Source organism: Paenibacillus naphthalenovorans (assembly GCF_001465255.1).
Taxonomy (GTDB): domain Bacteria; phylum Bacillota; class Bacilli; order Paenibacillales; family NBRC-103111; genus Paenibacillus_G; species Paenibacillus_G naphthalenovorans.
Genome location: NZ_CP013652.1, coordinates 2,742,534 through 2,762,392, shown reverse-complemented (window position 1 = coordinate 2,762,392; position 19,859 = coordinate 2,742,534). Strand labels below are relative to the sequence as shown.

At 34.8% G+C, this 19,859-nt stretch carries 18 protein-coding genes and 1 pseudogene; 15 read left to right on the top strand and 4 right to left on the bottom strand.

All coding sequences use genetic code 11. The features are described 5' to 3' along the window. Nucleotides 1–8 precede the first annotated feature (8 nt). The 7 genes and pseudogenes from IJ22_RS13660 to IJ22_RS13630 all read left to right on the top strand — a co-directional run bounded on the left by IJ22_RS13660 (nt 9) and on the right by IJ22_RS13630 (nt 8,733). Nucleotides 9–761: a tRNA threonylcarbamoyladenosine dehydratase gene (locus tag IJ22_RS13660; RefSeq protein WP_062409217.1), complete on the top strand. Its 753-nt coding sequence runs from the start codon at nt 9–11 to the stop codon at nt 759–761. A 237-nt stretch (nt 762–998) separates the two neighbouring features. Then, nucleotides 999–1,343, top strand: a pseudogene (locus IJ22_RS13655) (AAA family ATPase); the annotation flags it as partial. A gap of 616 nt (nt 1,344–1,959) precedes the next feature. Further along, the gene (locus IJ22_RS13650; RefSeq protein WP_062409215.1) at nt 1,960–3,117 is read left to right on the top strand and encodes a tyrosine-type recombinase/integrase; all 1,158 of its coding nucleotides are present in this window, start codon (nt 1,960–1,962) and stop codon (nt 3,115–3,117) included. Between the two features lie 10 nt (nt 3,118–3,127). Then, a complete protein-coding gene (locus IJ22_RS13645) occupies nt 3,128–5,365 on the top strand; it encodes a tyrosine-type recombinase/integrase (RefSeq protein ID WP_062409214.1) in 2,238 nt (745 codons plus the stop codon). Continuing rightward, nucleotides 5,343–7,013 carry a tyrosine-type recombinase/integrase gene (locus tag IJ22_RS13640; protein ID WP_235594129.1) on the top strand — a complete coding sequence of 557 codons (1,671 nt, stop codon included), beginning with the start codon at nt 5,343–5,345 and terminating at the stop codon, nt 7,011–7,013. Before IJ22_RS13645 ends, IJ22_RS13640 begins: the two co-directional genes overlap by 23 nt. Continuing rightward, nucleotides 6,973–7,431: a hypothetical protein gene (locus IJ22_RS13635; RefSeq protein WP_062409213.1), complete on the top strand. Its 459-nt coding sequence runs from the start codon at nt 6,973–6,975 to the stop codon at nt 7,429–7,431. The genes IJ22_RS13640 and IJ22_RS13635 overlap by 41 nt, the downstream gene beginning before the upstream one ends. A 51-nt stretch (nt 7,432–7,482) precedes the next feature. Continuing rightward, nucleotides 7,483–8,733, top strand: a complete 1,251-nt coding sequence (locus IJ22_RS13630; protein ID WP_062409212.1) for a replication-associated recombination protein A — start codon at nt 7,483–7,485, stop codon at nt 8,731–8,733. 49 nt (nt 8,734–8,782) lie between these two features. On the opposite strand, the gene IJ22_RS13625 is transcribed toward IJ22_RS13630, so the two are convergent. Then, nucleotides 8,783–9,628, bottom strand: a complete 846-nt coding sequence (locus tag IJ22_RS13625) for a hypothetical protein (RefSeq protein WP_062409211.1) — start codon at nt 9,626–9,628, stop codon at nt 8,783–8,785. 186 nt (nt 9,629–9,814) lie between these two features. Between IJ22_RS13625 and IJ22_RS13620 the strand changes: the two genes are divergently transcribed. Beyond that, nucleotides 9,815–10,516 carry a hypothetical protein gene (locus IJ22_RS13620; protein ID WP_062409210.1) on the top strand — a complete coding sequence of 234 codons (702 nt, stop codon included), beginning with the start codon at nt 9,815–9,817 and terminating at the stop codon, nt 10,514–10,516. On the opposite strand, the gene IJ22_RS13615 is transcribed toward IJ22_RS13620, so the two are convergent. Together IJ22_RS13615 and IJ22_RS13610 are read right to left on the bottom strand one after the other, a co-directional pair. Next, the gene (locus tag IJ22_RS13615; RefSeq protein ID WP_062409209.1) at nt 10,513–10,836 is read right to left on the bottom strand and encodes a helix-turn-helix domain-containing protein; all 324 of its coding nucleotides are present in this window, start codon (nt 10,834–10,836) and stop codon (nt 10,513–10,515) included. The two genes, IJ22_RS13620 and IJ22_RS13615, sit on opposite strands and share 4 nt — an antisense overlap. A 312-nt stretch (nt 10,837–11,148) precedes the next feature. Beyond that, the gene (locus IJ22_RS13610; protein WP_062409208.1) at nt 11,149–11,961 is read right to left on the bottom strand and encodes a hypothetical protein; all 813 of its coding nucleotides are present in this window, start codon (nt 11,959–11,961) and stop codon (nt 11,149–11,151) included. Between the two features lie 218 nt (nt 11,962–12,179). Between IJ22_RS13610 and IJ22_RS13605 the strand changes: the two genes are divergently transcribed. From IJ22_RS13605 to IJ22_RS26355, 3 genes are read left to right on the top strand one after another with little or no spacing between them, the layout of a single operon-like run. Then, nucleotides 12,180–13,340: a DNA cytosine methyltransferase gene (locus tag IJ22_RS13605; RefSeq protein ID WP_062409207.1), complete on the top strand. Its 1,161-nt coding sequence runs from the start codon at nt 12,180–12,182 to the stop codon at nt 13,338–13,340. Beyond that, entirely contained in the window at nt 13,309–14,391 is a 1,083-nt protein-coding gene (locus tag IJ22_RS13600; RefSeq protein WP_145862536.1) for a restriction endonuclease, read from the top strand. The genes IJ22_RS13605 and IJ22_RS13600 overlap by 32 nt, the downstream gene beginning before the upstream one ends. 22 nt (nt 14,392–14,413) lie before the next feature. Continuing rightward, nucleotides 14,414–14,569: a hypothetical protein gene (locus IJ22_RS26355; RefSeq protein ID WP_160327384.1), complete on the top strand. Its 156-nt coding sequence runs from the start codon at nt 14,414–14,416 to the stop codon at nt 14,567–14,569. 146 nt (nt 14,570–14,715) lie between these two features. Here IJ22_RS26355 and IJ22_RS13595 read toward each other — a convergent pair whose 3' ends face one another. After that, entirely contained in the window at nt 14,716–15,153 is a 438-nt protein-coding gene (locus IJ22_RS13595) for a very short patch repair endonuclease (RefSeq protein ID WP_062409206.1), read from the bottom strand. 676 nt (nt 15,154–15,829) lie between these two features. Between IJ22_RS13595 and IJ22_RS13590 the strand changes: the two genes are divergently transcribed. From IJ22_RS13590 to IJ22_RS13575, 4 genes are all read left to right on the top strand, one after another. Further along, nucleotides 15,830–17,206, top strand: coding sequence for a hypothetical protein (locus tag IJ22_RS13590; RefSeq protein WP_062409205.1), 1,377 nt, complete (start codon nt 15,830–15,832; stop codon nt 17,204–17,206). 174 nt (nt 17,207–17,380) lie between these two features. Then, a complete protein-coding gene (locus IJ22_RS13585; RefSeq protein WP_062409204.1) occupies nt 17,381–18,583 on the top strand; it encodes a competence protein CoiA family protein in 1,203 nt (400 codons plus the stop codon). 159 nt (nt 18,584–18,742) lie between these two features. After that, a complete protein-coding gene (locus IJ22_RS13580) occupies nt 18,743–18,922 on the top strand; it encodes a hypothetical protein (protein ID WP_235594128.1) in 180 nt (59 codons plus the stop codon). A 155-nt stretch (nt 18,923–19,077) separates the two neighbouring features. After that, nucleotides 19,078–19,836 (top strand): type II toxin-antitoxin system PemK/MazF family toxin, encoded by a 759-nt coding sequence (locus IJ22_RS13575; protein ID WP_062409202.1) that lies wholly within the window; start codon nt 19,078–19,080, stop codon nt 19,834–19,836. The last annotated feature ends 23 nt before the right edge of the window (nt 19,837–19,859 follow it).

Here is a 19,859-nt window from a genome sequence, read left to right as displayed (position 1 = left end):
CTTCCCTCATGCTGCACCAATTTTCCCGAACGGAGCTCGCTATCGGTCCGGAAGGGCTTGAGGTCATGAAGAACAGTACGGTAGCGGTACTGGGTATCGGAGGCGTCGGTTCGATCGCCGCCGAAGCGTTGGCCCGCACCGGCATTGGCCGGGTCGTGATGATCGACAAGGATGTCGTCGATATTACAAACATCAACCGCCAAATTCACGCGCTGATGTCGACCGTTGGCCAGCCGAAGGCGGAGCTGATGAGAGACCGTATTCTTCAGATCAATCCGGAATGCGATGCTGTCGCTCTGCGCATGTTTTACACAGAAGAAACATATGAGAAGTTATTTGAGTACCCGCTTGATTATGTGATTGACGCATCGGATACGATCAGCTATAAGATTCATTTGATCAAACAGTGCTTGCAGCGCAAGATTCCGATCATTTCCAGTATGGGCGCAGCCAACAAGATGGACCCGACCCGCTTTCAGGTGGCCGACATCTCCAAGACCTCCGTCGATCCGCTTGCCCGTGTCATCCGGCACAAGCTGCGCAAGGAAGGCATCAAGAAAGGTGTAAAGGTGGTTTTCTCTACGGAGGAGCCGGTGAAGCCGAGAGTGGACGTGACTCAAAAAATCGTTCCGGAGAATGCGCCGGATATCCGCAAAGCCAAGCAGCCTCCGGCCAGCAATTCCTTTGTGCCGCCCGTTGTCGGACTGATCATGGTGAGTGTCGTGGTGAAGGAACTGCTGGAGAAAGCCGGCATCAAGTAAAACATCGCTCGACTGAAAAAGCAACCTTGAGCCTAACAAACTCAGGGCTGCTTTTTTTGCAATATTTGGAATGCGATAAACAAGGCGGCATCGGTTTGCGCCGCGCGTCGCGGGCGTGACGGTCTGGCGGGTGTGCTCATGAGAGGGATTTTTGATATAATAAACAGCAAACGGTAAAGTTTGAATTTATCGATGCGATAAGGCAAATGAAGCTAAGAGGTTGTGTTGTGAATGGATATGGATTTGTTTACGATGGCGGCCGAACAAAATTCGTCCGGCAAGCTGCTTGCCGACCGGATGCGTCCGGTGACGTTAGAGGAATATATCGGACAGGAGCATATCGTAGGACCGGGCAAACTGCTCCGCCGAGCGATCGAGGCCGATCAAGTGACTTCCATTCTGCTCTACGGTCCGCCCGGGACGGGAAAAACGACACTTGCCCATATTATTTCCCGCCGTACCTCCGGCATCTTCGTCAAGCTGAACGCAGTGGATGCCAGTGTCAAAGATGTCCGTGAAGTGATCGATCAGGCCAAGCGTAATCGGTCATTGTACGGCAAAAAAACGATTCTGTTTTTGGACGTTCTGTTATCAAAATGTAAACAATTAATATCATTAACACTATTCAACTCAAGCCTTATCAGCTCTAAATCTATCAATCGTGAACAGTCTATTAATCTGTTCACGATTTTTTTGTTTATTAAATAGATTTTAAGAGAGAAATGAATTTGAAATAGTATGTTTTAGGGAGGTGGACGTAGCCCAACCGAAGGGGCGGGAGGTAGATTTTTTAATTAACTCTATCCTCAAAAGTCGAAGATAACCACAAGATACCCTCTGTATAACCTTCATAAATATTCAGTTACTTACTTCAAAAAATTTTTTTACACAATAAATGTACCCCAATTAACAATAATCAAATCTATAATAACGCATAAAAACCAATGTGATTAGTATAAAAATACAAAACAATAGCGTATACACGGATAGATACCTGAATATTCTTGTATATTCACGAAGTAAAAAATATATTGTTTAATTTGCGCCTTTTTACATTTGTTTATATAATGACAACACCAACCAAACTAAAACAATTTATAGGCAAAACGCATTTTATAGCTAGGTTGTTATAATAATAGTATGCAAAAATTTGCATATCCAATTGTATATGGTTTTGCAACAAGGGAGGTCATAACAAATGAGTTTACAAGTTAAAAAAGCCAAAGTTCCTTTAGATAACTCTGAGACAGAATTTGTTATCCGTTACATTATCACAGAGGATTATATCCCTCTTGCAGAAGTCAATCGTTGGTTAGACCTAAACAGCTTCAATAGTTATCTCACGGGGGCGAGATATGCATATGCAATGCTTACTTATCTACGCTTTCTAAAACAACTGAATATTCATTACAGAGAGGTAACAAACAAAAAGACCATTGAGCATTATGTAAAATACCTTATGGGTTATAGCGGCGAAGAAGTTGTTGATTTTGAAGGGAAGAAAAGTATTAACTCTATAAAATTTCATATAAGTGTTGTGAAAAACTTTTATAACTGGCTTGAAGATAACGGTGAAATTGAAAGCAATCCAGTAAAGTATGGCAATCAGAAGAATAAACAAGACAAAAGGTTTCTCAAAACTAAATTCCTTTACGGACAAATTTGGGATTTTAATATAGACGAGAACCAACTGACAAAAAAACTAAAATATAAAGAAAAGCGTGACCATATCAAATGGTATACGCAAGAACAAATACAGGAGATTATCAAACATTTACCTACCCAAAGGGATAAAGTCATTTTCAGAATTAGCATTGAAACAGGAATGCGCATCGGAGAGATTTTGGGCTTACGTGAAATTGACTTCGATTCTTTTGAGAAAATACTGAGGGTTAGACGACATCTTAATGTTGAAAACGAGTCGTTGGCAAAGACGATGGACCGTGACCTGCCGATTTCTGATAGTTTGGTAGAGGACATTGAAAATTACATTCGTGCAGAATATATTCCTGCCAATGTGGAATTTAGCCCTTATTTATTTATCAATCTTCAGGGTCCTTATAAAGGGAAGCCTTTAAAGAGAAGGAACTTTTTAAGGATCCTAAAAAGCGCAGCTAATAAATGTGGTTTAGATACAAAGAAAATTCGGACTCACAGTGGCAGAAGCACCAAAGCACAAACTTTAGTTGAGCTGCTGTATGAAGGAAAAATTTCAGAACAAATTATCTTGGATATTATGGGTTGGTCGAGCAGTGATACCCTAAAACATTACACAGATAAAGCATCTTCTAAGCAAAAACTTAAAACTGTTGAATTGTTGTCTTATGAAAAGACTGAAGATTCGGAAAATTGTTGAGGTGTTAGAAATGATTACTGTACAAGCTCTTAGAAAGGTTGGAGGAGGAGCCAATTGGTTTCTTATAAACGAAAAGGAAATCAAGTTATGTTGGAAATTGAATGAAGTTCAGGAGTTAGAACAATTGGTAAAACAGCTTCATTCTGTACTAATTGAACTGAATATAAAGGGATTTCAAGAGTTAATGAAAACAACTCAGGACACGAATATCTTCAATATTTCTTACCAGATATTTTCAGAAGAGTATAAAAAGTTTCTGGAAACAGTTTGCGAATGGATGTTTAGCAACGGAAAGCGGATTTCTAATGTGAATGTTTACAATTTCTTGCGGGACCATTTAGACGGTGAAAAGCAATATGCTTTCCCTAGTCGCCATTATACCCAGACCATTGTAGAAGTTGTTGGACCTTTTATAGATAAGTTGTTAAATAAATTGACACTTGCTCTGAAAAACAAAGAAAAAGAGTATTTTTGGAAATTATGTGAGGCGGTTGGAGACCGTATTTCGGAAGCAGAGTTATGTGAGTATTTTTTGACCAACTACAAAGAAGACTTTGAGACATTCATTGACGAGTGTGGGAAAGATTTTATTCGTCACAGAGTCTTGGTTGGATATTTAGGTTTATATAACTACGTTTTTAACGGTAGTATGGAGCCTTATATTTCAAATAATCGAGTTAAGAAGTATTTGGATAATAACGATAATATTTTCCGAAAGAAATCACTCGAAATTTATGCTATTCAACATCAAGAATCAAAAAAATGGAAATATCGCTTTGAAGATGACGAATGGAAGTTGTATTCGACTCAATTACAAATTATCAATACGGTTACGCTGGACTTTTCCTATTTCGACTATCAACTTAAAAAAGAAGTTAAACAATATTGTCAGTCATTATTAAAAACATCAGAAACGCATAAAAGCATACGGGCTAGACTGCTTTGCATCAGGCGATTTATGGAGGTATTTAACCAAACGCCTTATCAAATCAATTCATTTTTAGATTTAAACTTTGCCCACGTACAGCATATTTTTGATGCTCTGCAAAATGTTCGTAAAGAAGATGGGGATCGAAAATATAGACTTACCACAATTAAAGAGACAATTACGGAGATGAAATTGTTTTATCAATGGTTGTTGGAAGAATCTAATTCACCCCAATCCAATCCATTTATGAAAATTCAATTTCATAACGTTTCCTCGTTTTCAGAAAAAACAAATTATATTCCTGAAGAAGTGATTGAGGCAATGCAGAGTAAATTGGACGAGTTGCCAGAACACGTTAAAAATATTTGGGTTATTATGATGCACTCTGGAATGAGAGTTTCCGAAGCGCTTGCTCTTGAAGAAGATTGTTTATATTTTGACGAAGAATTAAATCATTTAATGTTGAGATACATTCCCTTTAAAAACTTGAAACATCGAGAGCGAAAAGGATTGGACAAGTATCATACTATCCCTGCAAAGGAAGTCTTAGTTCAATGTATTATAAATCAAATCGAACAGACGAAGGCATTGAGACAAAAAAGCGGTATTAAAGAGATATTTATTACCGAGAAGCACAACCGAATTACCCGATACAGTCCGAAGTGGATTGCTAACCATATTAATAATCTGATTGAAAAGCACCAAATTAGAGATAATTTCGGCAATGTGTATCATTATACCCACCATCAATGTCGCAAAACGGTGACTACTGAACTTATTTCTAAAGGGGCTACGCTCGAAGAAGTTGCCGATTTCATTGGTCATTTAAGTACAAGAACCACTGAAAGGCATTATAACGATATGCAGCTAGAAAAAATCGCAGAGCTGGACGCTGGATTCTTTGAGATTATGTTCAATGATATGACTGAACCTGAAGTATTAGAGGCTTTTTCGCCAGAAGAGAAAAAAGCGTTAATACAAGAAATTAAACTAGGTTCACGGGAAACGCCTGAGAAAAACGGTATTTGTATCAAACATATTTCGTTTGGTCCTTGTGTGAAGAAAAGTTGTATGGGCTGTCGATTTCTCACCACTGGACCTCAATATTTACCAAATTTATATCGGTCTCGGAAAGAACAGGCGGATTATTTGAAGGATATGGAAAACGATTATAAGGCAAGAAACATTACCGACTATGAAAATTATATCGAGTACCAGCGTCAAAAAGAACGATTGTCATTATACGATACTGCAATCAAAAAGTCAGAAGAAAAAGCAAGGGAAGTAGGGATGAAAATTGAAAAACCAGCAGATTGCTAAAATAACACCTTTATATACAGATACCTTACGTCAACAGTTAAAGCAAAAAGTTACTCAATACGGAGAATTTTCATTTGAGGACGAGAAATGGTATTGTTCCTTGAAACATAAGGACAACCAAAGAAAATATGCATATACGCTGTATTTTAATAAAATCGCACCCAAGTACCAAGAAATCGTTAAATACTATGCCTTATTAAAAAGGGCTTCTATATCGGCAATCAACAAAAACATAATCTACATTAACTTTTTTCTAAATTATTTTGAGAAGCACTTTCCAGGTCTTGAACTGAAAGATATAAATAAAAAAATTATTGCAAGCTATGAAAGTTTTTTGAGGGAAAAGAAATCACCCTATATGTGCCGTATTGCTTACAATGCAATTCAAGATTTTTTTAAGACAATGAGTGAGTTTCCTGAATTTCCAGCTATCCCAACCAAAAACAAAAATCCATTTCCACAAATAAAAGAAAACAATGACCACAAGTACATCCCAAAAGAAGTGTATAAGCAATGGGATGCGGTTATGAAAAATGAGGAACTGGACATTCCTCTTGAATTTCGAACTGCTTATTGGTTATTGCGTTCATTCCCTAACCGAGGGACCGAAGTGTTGAGTTTAAAAATCGATTGTCTTAAATCTTTTTATAGCTATTATGTATTAAACGTTCCTACTTGGAAACAAAATGGTGGCTATCTCGTTGAAGAAATCAAAGCCATTCCTATCATTTATGGCGGTCACGGTGAATATGTGGTTTCACTTATAAAGCGGCTGCAGGAACAGACTAAGGAACGGTTAAAAAAGTATCCTGTAGCTGAGGAATATTACAGCAAATATTTATTTTTATCTTTTGGTTTTTCGTTTACAAAAGATGAAAATGGCAAGTTAAAAACAAATATACCTACTCATTATAATAAAAAATTGTACGCCCTAAATGGAGAAAAAATGAACCGTGAATTCCGAAAACTTGCCAGAATTCTCAAAATCAAAGATAAGAACGGAAATATCTATGCTCCAACCACACACCAGTTCCGACATAATGCGGTTACAGACCGAAGATATTTGGGTGGGTATACAACAGAGCAAACAATGGTTTTAACGGGTCATAAAAATAAAAATATGGTTCAAAAATACACGCACCCTTTGAAAGACATTCAAAAAGAAATTCTTACTAAAAATTTAACACAACCTGAAAAGGCTCCTGTTGCCTTTAAAACTCAAATAATGAATCTTGACGAGAAGACTATAAAGCGACTCAATCAAAATCCGCAAGCTTACTTGACCTGGGAAGCTGGGGGAAAGAAGGGCGTAGGAATGTGCAGTTATATTCAAGGTTGTAACCCTAGTGGGGGAACTGCTGTTTTATTTGAATGTTATGCCTGCAATTGGTTTGTTCCAAACGCTAATTATTATGAGGCTTATAAAAAAGAACTAGAGTATTGGGAAAATGTTATGAAAGAAACTGCCGATAATCCCAAGCGAGCGGCTTCATTTGAAAATGCTATACGAAATGTTTCTTTATTAGAGCGAATTATTGAAATTTGTGAAAACGGAATTGAACAATACAAAGAAAAGATCATAGAAAAAATAAAAAAAGGTGAGATGGATGAACCAGAATCTGAGAAAAACACAACAGCAAATACGTGAAGAAACGATTGAAAAAGTACAAAGTGCCATACAATTTATCCGTGAAAACGAAGGCGATAAAGCCCCTATAACAGCTAGCAAAATTCTTTTATATTCGGAAGTTTCCAGAACGGTTTTATACAAGCCACATATACTAAAACTTTGGAATGAATATTTATGGCAAAAGCGATATGGAAATAAAGAGAACAAGTATTATGAAAAAGAACTGAAAGCACTCCAAATAGAAAAAGAATCACTTGAATTGAAGCTTCAAAAAGCAGAAGCCCGTATTCATAAGTTACAGGAACAGTTGGAGGAAGAAAAGGCATTGTCTAAAGGACAAAGCGTAAAAATCAAACGACTGGAAGAAGAAAACAGTGTTCTTTTGGGTCATATTGAACTTTTAAATTCTAAACTGAATGCCAGAGGTTTACTCTAAAAATGTTCAGAGCATCACTCTTATGTTAAAATTCATAAGGGTGATTTTTTTATGGACTTATTTGACTATAACCGTAGTATTGAGCATCAACCCCTTGCCGAAAAAATGCGTCCAAGAAATCTTAACGAGTTTTTTGGACAAAAGCATTTGCTTGGAGAAGGTAAAGTTTTAAGAAGACTTATTGAAAATGATAAATTGACTTCCATCATTCTGCAGGGTCCACCTTCGACAGGAAAGACCAGTTTGGCGACTATAATCAGCAAAATGACTAATGCAAACTTTATAAAATTGAATGGGGTCAATCTGACCGTTGCCGACCTTCGTGAAGCCATTGCAAAAGCCAAGGATGATCTTAAACTTTACGGTCAGAAGACCATTCTTTTCATTGACGAAATCCACGCTATGAAAAGCAATGTTCAAGAAGCACTTCTTCCTGTTGTTGAAGATGGAACATTTATTTTGATTGGAGCCACAACGGAGTCAGTTGCTCACGATATTATTCCGCCGCTGGTTTCCAGATGTCGAGTTTATAATTTTGTTCCTCTTGAACAAGAAGAGCATAAACAAATAATTAACCTTGCTTTGACAGACCCCGAAAGAGGGTTAGGGGGCAAATACCAAATCACAGACGAAGCTCTTGATTATTTGGTGGACGTTTCTAATGGAGATGTGCGGAATTCTTTGATTGCCTTAGAAACAGCAGCTTATTCTTTGTATGACAGTAATACTATTGATCTGCAGCTTATTAAAGAGGCATACCAATCCAGAATCAATGCTATTACGAATACTGATTTTTATGATATTGTTTCTGCTTTCTGCAAAAGTATGAGAGCTGGTCATACTGATGGGGCAATTTATTGGCTTGCTCGAATGTTATACAGTGGCGTGGATCCGCTCTACATTGCCCGAAGAATCGTGGTTCACGCAACCGAAGACGTGGGGATGGCAAATCCAACTGCTTTACAGATAGCGTTAGCGGCGAAAGACGCAGTTCAGTTTGTGGGTATGCCAGAAGCCCGTATGGCGCTTGCACAAGCCGTTATCTTTGTTTGTGAGAGTCCAAAGTCAAATAGCGTTTATAAAGCCATAAATGACGCTCTGGCGCTTGTTAAGAGTACGAAGGCATACGAGGTACCCAAAGACATTAGAGACGGCTCTAAGACCTATTTAAACCCCATTGATAATCCAAGAAGCAATCACGATTACCTTCCACCCGAACTTAAAGGAATTAAATTCTACAAACCACAAAATTCTGGAGTAGAGGCTAAAATATACACTAAGCATAATCAACAATGCGAATAAGATAAAAAAGACACGCACTTGTTGAATAGTACGTGTCTTTTTTCTGGCATTAATTTTTATCATTTGCATTTCTAATTTCAAAAACAATAATACCTAAATCATTATCTTTAAATAATTGGTATCTATTGTTATTTTTAACAATTTCTTTCTTATAATTGCCATCACGTTTGAATTCTTCATTCATTAATCCTAGATCCTGTAATATTAAATCGCTTATTTCGTCTTTTGTTAAGTTAGTATCAACAGTGGAAGTGAGAGAGATTCCAGCTAATAAAAATTGAGTAACCTCAATTAAGTCACGGTCTGGCAGTAACCAAACACTTAAATTTCTAATTTGTCCATTTGAGTGATTAACCGCTCCTTGAATAAACAAACTATCACTATAACTATACTGAAAAACATCTTGTACTGGACCTTTTTCAACAGTTACATCACTAATAATTAAAGCGGTGTCAATACTATTTGCCACATTATTAAATTTTTGCTTAAATTGCTCTGGTGTCATACCAAGTGACTTTTTGGCTTCTTCAATTTTCTTAACCTCTTCTACCTTTTTTGCTTCATCAGCCTTCTTAGCTTCTGCTGCTTTTTTTTCTTCTATAGTCGTCTTCTCCGCTTTTTTCTGCTCCTCTTTTTGATTGTCTTCTAATAAGATTTGTTTCATTCTATCTATTTTTTCTAAATCTTCGGCTATTTTTTGGTTCTTAATGTCAGTAGCATTATTAAATTCGCTTGTGACTGACCAAATAGTAAAATTTACAAATATACCAAAAGCAATTACAGTGTAGACTAATAGTTTTTTGAATCTAGTGTTCTTTTGTATAAATAATATGAATGAAGCAAATCCAAGACCAATAGAAGTAATAAGACTTAATATTCCAATAAATAAAATCATTTCATTATTCACATCCTTATATAAAAATAACTCTAGAATTATATGCAGTAATTGTAAAAATGCAAAAGACCTCAACTAAGAGGTCTTTTGCTTATGGATAAATTTTCTTGCGCCACGGAATCGAGTGTGATAAATTATAAATATATTTACATTTATAATTAAATATATTTATAAAGGAGTAGTCTTATGTTAGTCGCAAACACCTCAATGTCTGATGATCTTCAAGAAGATTTACAACTTGTCAATCACCTAATCAAACAAATGGATTTAGGGGACAAAATCTTTGCATTTATTCCTAATACCTTAAAAGGAATTAGCGACAGCTACACTAGGTTGACTAACTCAATTAAAGAACCAACTGCTAAAATGCAAATTAATCATTATCTGAACGCTATTGCAGATTACAACCAAAAGGAGAAAATAAACCTGTCATATGATTGTTTTAATCAGTACAGGACTGCCTTGAATTCTGGTTCCAGAGCCTTTGCACTTATCAATATAAAAGAACTGACAAAACAGAAAAAAGCCATTCTGGAGAATGACTTCTTTTCATTGGACTATGTAAATGACTATCATAACGCCAATTATTATTTTTACGTCATCTTTTTGCTTGAAACCGCATCGCAAGTAAGGATTTATTCAGAGGAAGATTTAGATACGCATTCCTCGCTCGATTTTGTTAATTTTATCCGAGTGGCTTCATTAACGATACAATCTTTCCTAAAAATGTTTGGTAATAAAAATGTTGCAGTTGTTTTTGAATACTTTTTCATTTTATTTACCCTACGTTTTAACAATCAAGAGAACAGAGGGTTTCCTATGTATCGAACAAAACTGATGGAAGCTATGGCTTTTGAAATTGGTGGATATTCAATGAACAGAGATTAATCTAGCGCTTTTAAGAAAGCAATAATAGCTTTTAAATCCCGTTCAGTTTTATCCCTACATAATATGATTATTTTCTTAATCAACTCTTCATTTTTCGAAGAGTTTTTTTCTTGCTTTTGAAATAGGTCTTCCACTTCAATATTTAATGCTTGGCAAACGGATTCAAGCTTTTTAATGCTGAAATTAACTTCTCCCCGTTCCATTTGCCACAAGTATGTATTACTTAACCCACTATTTTGAGCCACTTCGTCAACGGTTCGGTTTTGTTCTAATCGGATTGCTTTCAATTTATTGCCTATTTGTTCTAACAAATCGCTCATTTTCTATACTCCGACTGTATTATTTGATTTCATTATAAATGATTTCATACAAAATGGTATGAAAAACATAAAGTCTAATAAGAAAATAGGACTACGTGATATACGTAGTCCTAATTCGTTGTATTGAAATTATTATATATTACAAACTTTAGTATTTTGTTAAAATTTATGTGATTGAAAAAGCGAGAGAAGAACTAAGTAACCTTCTTTCGCTTTTGATTTAAGTTAAAAGAGCAGAGGCTCCTTTTCAAGTTGTGATTGTTTTTTTATTTTTATATTTACTTAATTTGAATTTTTAGATAAAAGAAAATTTTAATTAATCTTTTTAGCCATAAAAATAAGTCCTAATTTTTTATCTTGACTTAAAGTGTACTCATAAGAATTAATTACAACTTTTCCTCCAACAGAGTTAATATCTTTGGCTATGTTGACAAAGTTAAAATCACCAAGAAGCATCTCTAAAGCCTTTGTTTCATCAATTTCTGAATTTGACATCATTATTACTATTTGCAATGTTTGCATATATTTTTTGAGGAATTCCATAAATTCATTATCATCTTGTAAGGCAGTATTAAAATCTTTAATCAAAGGTTTTACTGCTATGGCTTGCAAGTCTCCGTTACTTTCCTTATAGGTAGCTACAACCATTACACTAACATTAGAATTTACTTTAACATTATAACCTAGAACTAATAAATCATTAGAGGATTCTTGATTCATATATTCTAGATTAATCTCATTGCCATAAGTTACTTTTGATTTAGTTTTATCGAATAACCTCTTAAATTCTTGTTGTAGTTGTTTATTTTTTTCTTCGGCAGCTTTTTTAGCTTCTTCAGTTTTTTTCTGCTCTAATTCTTTTTTCTTTTGTTCTTCAATCTTTTTAGCTTCTTGTGCTTGTTTGTCAATTTCAGTCTGATTAGTTGGTTGGATCGTGGTAGTGCTTGGTTCTTGAGTCACTATTACATTAATAAATAATATTGCAAAAAATAATGAAATTATTATTTTCGCTATTTTGTTAAACTTTGGACTTAACCACATTAGCACTAACCCGACTGGTGAAAAAACTATAAGCATTAAGATAACAAACCATATCTGCAAATACCATTTTTCGTCTTTTGACAATTTAACATCACATCCTTTTTAATTATTACTCTGGAATTATATAGCTGCTTTTTGAAATTACAAATTTGATAAAAAGAAGATCGTTATCAGCTACGATAACGGTCTTTATTTATTTCAGTAATCAAATAAAAACATTTAATGCCGTAAAGCAGGATTTAGAGGTGTTGCCGTGGAAGTATAGTAAGATATGTCGAATTTCGTTTGAGGAAGGTTTAAAAATGAATAATAAGCCAACAATCTTTTCATTTTTCTCTGGAGCAGGCTTCTTAGATTTAGGTTTTGAGAAGAGTGGCTATAATATGGCTTTTGTTAATGAGTATCATCGTCCGTTTATGGAAACTTATATACACTCCAGAAGAATTCTAAAAATTGATGAGCCTAAATTCGGATACCATTTAAGAGATATTTCAGAGTTTACGCAGGAACCAGAGCGTAGAAAGTTTGCAGAATTAATTAGCGAAGCAAGAAAGAGCAGTGAATTAGTTGGTTTTATCGGTGGTCCGCCTTGCCCTGATTTTTCGGTTGGAGGAAAAAATAAAGGTCACGAAGGCGACAATGGTAAACTGACAAGAACTTATGTTGAATTGATTTGTCAGCAAAAACCAGATTTTTTCCTTTTGGAAAATGTTAAAGGACTTTGGCGTACTAAAAAACATAGAGTTTTTTATGAGGAAATGAAAACCAAACTCCATAATGAAGGTTATCTGACTACCGAACGTCTGATAAATGCAATTGAATATGGAGTTCCACAACAAAGAGAACGAATTATTTTGATTGGTTTCCAAAAAACAGTTCTCAACGATTTAGGTTTTCATCCTACACAGAATGAAACACTTTCGGATATTTTTCCTTGGGAGAAACATATAAAATATAAACTTGAAGATATAGCGGCGATGCCTTGGATCCAAACAACCCCTTTTGTAGAGGAGAGTGAAATGCCCATTCCAGAGGGCATTCCTGAAGAGTTGACAGTTGAATATTGGTTTAGAAAAAACGATGTATATAACCACCCGAATGCTGAAATGTATTTTACACCAAGGGCTGGTCTTGTGAAATTTCAATCAATACCAGAAGGTGACGACTCCAAAAAATCGTATAAGAGACTTCATCGTTGGAGATATTCTCCTACAGCTGCTTATGGTAATAATGAGGTTCATTTACATCCATATAAAGCCCGTAGATTATCTGTTGCGGAAGCACTTGCGATACAATCCTTGCCAAAGGAGTTTACCTTACCACAAAATATTACGCTTAGTGATGCTTTTAAAACAGTTGGGAATGGAGTTCCCTACTTAGCTTCAAAAGGTATAGCTGAAACAATTTTGGACTTTTTGAAGGTGAGAATAGATGAGACTAACTGCCTCGAACATAGTGTATGAAATCGGAAGATTACCAAGAAATCAATCTTACCAATATGTTCATAAAAGAACTACTGGATTAATAAAAATCGTTGATGTTGTATATCCTGAGGGTCCAATAATAATAAAGAGAATTAAGCCGAATGAAGGTCAGACGTGGGAAACTGCACCAGAAGAATCTATATCAGCACAAATGATATGGCGTATCGCAAATGCATTTTTCCCAAATCATCCGATTAACTTTGATAGAGTGCTTGGTGGTAGTTATAACACCCGTTCAGTTCTTGAAGCATTGATGGCACATACACCTCAGTTTTATTATTGTTATCCAGGTCGAATTGAAAGTATCAGTTCGAATACTAATATTCGTAGAGGACATAAACACCTTATGTGGTGTCCCGATAATCCTCACCCGCCTGGAGCAATGTATGAATCAAAAGCCGATATTGTCATTTCAGAAGTTCCGACTGTTGAAGTATTGTACGATGCTTTGGTTTTACCTGATGAAATCAAAACACCAGAGATGGACATTGAGGTAAAAAGGCGACATTCTCAAATGCAAATTGCCTTAATTGAGATTGGTCAGCACCTTAACTTCCGTACTTGGGTAGCTCAAAATGATAAAGGAATTGTTTATAAAAATAAAAAAATCGGTGAAATGGATTGCGTGGTAAGTTCCCTTCGTAATGAAAATCTTATAGCACCATTTGAAGACGCATATCGTGCTGCTTTGTTAATTGACTGCATATGGTTCAAAAACGGAAAACTTATGCCAGCAGTAATGGAAGTTGAACATAGTACAGGTGTTACAAGCGGTTTAACTCGTATGAAGGGCTTGCAAGACGCATTACCACCTTTCCCTACACGTTATGTGATTGTAGCAGCTGATGAAGACCGTGACAAAGTATTTAAAGAGGCAACCAAGCCACAATTCCAATCACTAAATGCTCGGTTTTTCCCGTATTCAGCCGTTGAAGAACTCTATGCTCTATGTAAAAAGAGAAAAATAAGAGGCGTAACCGAAGAATTTTTAGATTGCTATATGGAGCCAGTACTGGGACAATTAGCTTAAAGTGGGGTAAGGGGGAATTCTCTTGTTTCAATGTGACTGTGGCGGCGTAATGTTGGTTAAAGAAATAGAAAATTATCCTGTCGGTTTATCTGCTTCTGAAAAGCTTGAATATGAACGCAAATGTACTGTTGAGTGCATTGAATGCAGTAAGACATTATCGGGACAAAAATATGACTAATTCTTACGATGATAGCTCAATAAGAATTGGAGAAAATACATTGTAGGAAATGTTCCTGACTTTCAATCCGATAACGAATTACATTCTTGGTACAACAAACAGTTTCTTGAGTAACAAAAAGCTAAGTCCTTTGGATTTAGCTTTTTTTATCGGTTATTTGTTTTGCCGAAATTAATGGAAGATGTAATAAATTCGATAATGCTGTGAATAGTCCCTTGAAAATTTTCTTTTAAGTCGTGTTCCCAAACTCTTAGCACATTCCAGCCATTATCTGAATAATATCTTGTTGTATCAATATCTCTTTGCTTATTACGCTCAAGTTTTTGTACCCAGAATTCAACGTTTGACTTTGGAATATGACCGTGCAAGTTGCAAGAATGCCAGAAACAAGAATCAATAAAAATTACGATTTTATGTTTCTTTATTGCAATGTCAGGCTTTCCTCTTAGATTTTTCACATTTCTTCTAAATCGAAAACCGTGATGCCATAACTCCTTAGAAACCCTATCCTCAATTTTTGTATGTGTGGAACGGATAGCACTCATATTTCTACTTCTTGCTTCAGTAGATATTTTATCTGCCATAAAATATTCACCTCCACAGACTTGCACACTCATTTTAACAATCCAAGCATACATTTTGCTGTGTGTAATTTTTCCCTCCGCAAGTTTTCTTAAAAAATGGAGTTGTACAATTTAAACTATTGTCAAATTTTCGGCTTTTTTGTAATATATATTTAAATCCAATTCGTAACGGAAGCACCGTTCAAAATCGCAGTATACCTGCGTTTTGTTCGGTGCTTTTTTACTTTGAAGGAGTTGCTTAATTTGAGATGTATTTTGATTAAAACTGATGAGCAGATTCAAAATTGCATTAATTCAAAAATTGATGTCGAAGTATGGATCGGAGGGAAACTTGATAACGTGGGTATCATTATAAATTATTCTGATGAATCGATAAGTTTTCAAGACGGAATTTACCTAAGAGAATGTTGTAGAGTGGTAACAAGAAGTAATTATTTTAGGATTATACAATGAAAAAGTTGGAAGAGTTACGATTAAGAGGATGTACTTGAGATAGTAGAGATACTTTTATTTTTGAGTCGAAAAATTAAAAAATTAAAGTTAACCCATATTGTGTGGTTTACTTTTTGTCATTATACCAAACTAGAAATATTTGACATTAAAATGATGGAAATAATATAATTAAAATAACCAAACGTGTGTTTGGTAAATCAAAAGGATAAAGGAGAAATGTGTATTGGAGAAAATTAAAAATGCAAAATTTTTAACTGAAAAGAAAAATAGGTCATTATTGTATCACAGTGAAACAATAAAACATTATCCCACTTTATATAGGTTTATCATAGAGAATGAGGACATTACGGAAGAACTTATCAGAGAGAAATTATCTGAAGAAGATCTTAAAACAGTAGAACACCTAATGCCTCAAATATTTAAAAACTGTCAGGACGAATGGAAAAGTGATGATACAAAGCCTTATCCACTTGAAATTTTGACGGGTGATAACTGGATCCGTTGTTCTATTTGTGGCACTAAGAATAAGGAAATCTATTATATACACAACAAAATTAGCGGTCAAAAATTAAACGTGGGTAGCACTTGTATTAATTACTTTTTAATAGATTCAATGCTTGATGGGAAAACAAAAGGACAAATAAAGCGAGAAGCATCTAGAATACAACGATTAAGTGTTCTTAATCAACGATATCCAGGAATCGGTGAAATCATAAGCAATTGGAATGAAGAATTACATAAATATGAGGTTTTAATCCCGACATCAATTGAAGAACCGTACTTGCAATTAGGTGAAGAGGTACGTCAACAGTATGAAGATTATCTGAATGGTAAAGAAATTTCTGTTGATTTGTTTGAAGAATATCTGGAAAAACAACAGCAATTTCTTAGAGATATGGAAAATTACAATGATGCCCACAAAGGCAATAAATTCGTTGTCACAAGAAGTATTGTGAATTGGTTAAACAGAACAAGTCAAAATACTGTTCTTGAAAAACTAAAAGAAACAGGATATGTCACATATTCACTTGCACCAAAAATTCTTGAACAACGGTTTATCGAGTCCTTGATACCTGAAATAAACAAACATCTTGCGCCTATAAATGCGGTTATTATTGGTACAGACGAAGATACGAAATCATTTATTATAAAACCATTTGAAAATCTTGATGTAAAACTTTCTTTGAAATATGAAAAGTATTTGGATATATTCGGGTGGAAGCTCTTTGGAGAACCACAAAAAGGGGCAATTATTTTATATAATATATTTTATCTAAGTCGTGTTGCCGATGATGATTCAAGGCTTATTATCTTGCGTGAACTCAGCAAAAAGTTATCGAGTGTGAATATGCACCTACGTTTCGAAGGAAAGTACGATTATTTGGGGTATAATGAAATTGATATCGTAGATAGAAAAACAGATACGGTTATGGTCACTAAGTTAAATGAGTTCACAGAGGATTTTAAACATCTTGCTTTTGATTTAGGCAATAAATCAATTAGTGAAATCGTCAATTACTTTAATCGTCCAGAACATAAGAAATACAGTACAAGAGAGCTACGAGACATACGTTCAAGTTCAAGTAAATCTGCTGTATAAGACCATTTTTGAGACCCTTAAAGGGGTCCATTTTTATTTAGAAACGAAAAACGATATGAAAATTGTGAAAATGTTGAATCAACTTATTCGTCCATAAAAAGTTTTACTGGATTACAAAAACCATAGATCTATAGTTTTTAACTGATTAAGAAATGTATGAAGGGATGATTTAGATTGAGTGTTAAATTGGAATTTGCTCTTCTTGGTAATGAACTCATACATATCTCTGAAAGAATGTCAAAATCAACAGTATATTTATGTCCACTATGTACCAATGAAGTTTTGCCAAGAAAAGGATCAATTAGAAAACACCATTTTTACCATAGACCTGGTACAAATTGTTCGGCAAGTGAGGAAACAATATTACATTTTAATGCGAAACACTACTTAAAACATTGCATTAACAATCGAATTGATTTAGATAATGTTCTCTTCAATATCCCAGCAGAAATGTTGGATGATTCGCTTAAAAAAATAGTCAGCATCTTGGGAATAAATCACTTTCCGCTGTCGTTAAAAAAGATAGTTGACCATTATTATTTGAAAAACGCAGCAGTTGAACAAAAAGTCAACAATTTCATTGTTGACGTGCTTATTGATTGTTATGAAAACAGAATTGTTTTCCCAAATGGTAAGGAATATGATGAGGATTATGGTTATGATGTAGAAAAGGTCAATGTAGGTAAATTTATCTTTGAGGTGAAAGTTACTCACGAAATTGGTGAGAAGAAAGAGGAAGAACTACTTAAAACAGTAATTCCTTTCATTGAAGCAATTCCAGAACAGACAGAAAAAGGATTCAATTTTTGGGTATCTTCCTTCTCTCTGAAAAGCCTGATACAAGTGATAAATAGTGAATTGATAAATTTATTATCTAATCATTTTGAGAAGGAATTATGTGAGGTAGGAAAAAAGATGTATGAAGAAGTAAAGGAAGTCGAATTAGGCAAAAGAGCAATCAAGAAAATGATAAGTGAAGTAGATAAGATTAACTTTAGAGAACATATTAGCAAGGAACTATTCAAAAAAATTAATACATTCAAAGTCCAAGCTTACAAATCAGAGGTTGTTAACACTACACCATTGTTAAGTATTAAATATAAAACGAGTAGGGAAGGAAAAAACTTTATATCCATCAATGACTTTCTTTCGTGGTATGGTGCTGAGAATATTCTTTTTGACTTAGTTAAAAAATTACATTCTCTTGAATACAATGTTAACTTACTTATTGGTGGATACCAAGATACTCGTAAAGATAGAGTGGTTGGTTTTGAGTTTCAATTACCAGATAAATATTTGTATGGCGAACAGATGAAAAATATAGTTAGGTCAGGATTGCAAGAGTTATTAGATAAATGCGATGAAGAGGGTATTTAAGGGATGCTCTTTTGTCCAACGAATTCGTGCGGGAATAACAGAACAAAATCAATTGAGGATATGTTAGGCTATTTACATACAGCAACTTTCAAATAAAAGGAAATTGATGTTTTAATACCAACTGACAAAGAGTATACTATTGAAAAGGTGCGTGAAGATATGATACGCAAAGATATTGAAGACTTTGACAATGCATTTCCAGATGGTGTGTTTGCTATTCCACGAAATCCGAAGGAGCCAAGAGTTAAAGTTCGTGCATTACACGATTATTGCAAAGCCAAAGGAATTACTCCTTCAGAACTAACAGAGGACGAAATGAAACAGTTTCTTGAAATGTAGAATTGGAAAAGTTGATAAATACTTTGAAAGAGAGGGGGCAATCAGTTCAATTTGTGGTCAGAGTATGAAGATTTTTCAGATGACTAATAAGCAGGAATAAAGAACTTAATTGTCGAAATTTGTTCTCCTACAGTAATAATGAGGAGGGCAGCCATTTGTTTGACTTTAAAGGTTTGTTAAAAATTATCTCAGACAAAACGAGAGCAGAAGAAATTAGCACCCAATTAGCCCATACAGAGCCGAAGGTGCTAAGTGAGCTTCCTAAGAATTTGAAGGATACAGAGGAAATAATAAAAAATGTGACCATTGAGGAAGCCATAAAGTATATTTTATGGAATGGACTTTGGAATCAATATGGTCTGTTTGGAGCAAAGAAAGAGACACCAAGGATTTTTAAAGAAAAAGATGAAAACGGTCAAATCATTGAAAAAGAATATTTTTCAAAAAGGTATAGCAGAGGAAAGTTGTTAAGTGTTGATTTAGGCGTAAGCAATATTGGACGTGAGTTTTGTTACACCCATACGGGGATTGTCATTGACGATTATCCAGGTATTGTTATTATCATTCCGATGACTTCAATAAAGGAATTTGAAATGACAAGAATTCCTCTTGAAGTAAGGAAAGCCACGATTCCAGTATTAACAAGAGATTATCCTCAAATCAAAGAAGATTCATACATTTTGACAAATCAAATACGAGCTGTTTCGAAAAATCGCATAACAAAAGTTGTAGGGTCAATTAGTCGGACAAAGTTGATGCAGGAAATCGAAGAGATGTTATTTGAACGCCATACACCATACATAAAGAAATTAAAGAATGAGCGAATTGAGGCGCTTGAAAAAGAAGTAATGGAGCTAAAGAGACAGCTTGAAGAGAAGAATTTATTGATTGAATCGTTAAAAAATCCAGTTTGACAAACAACTAAGCCAGTGCTATA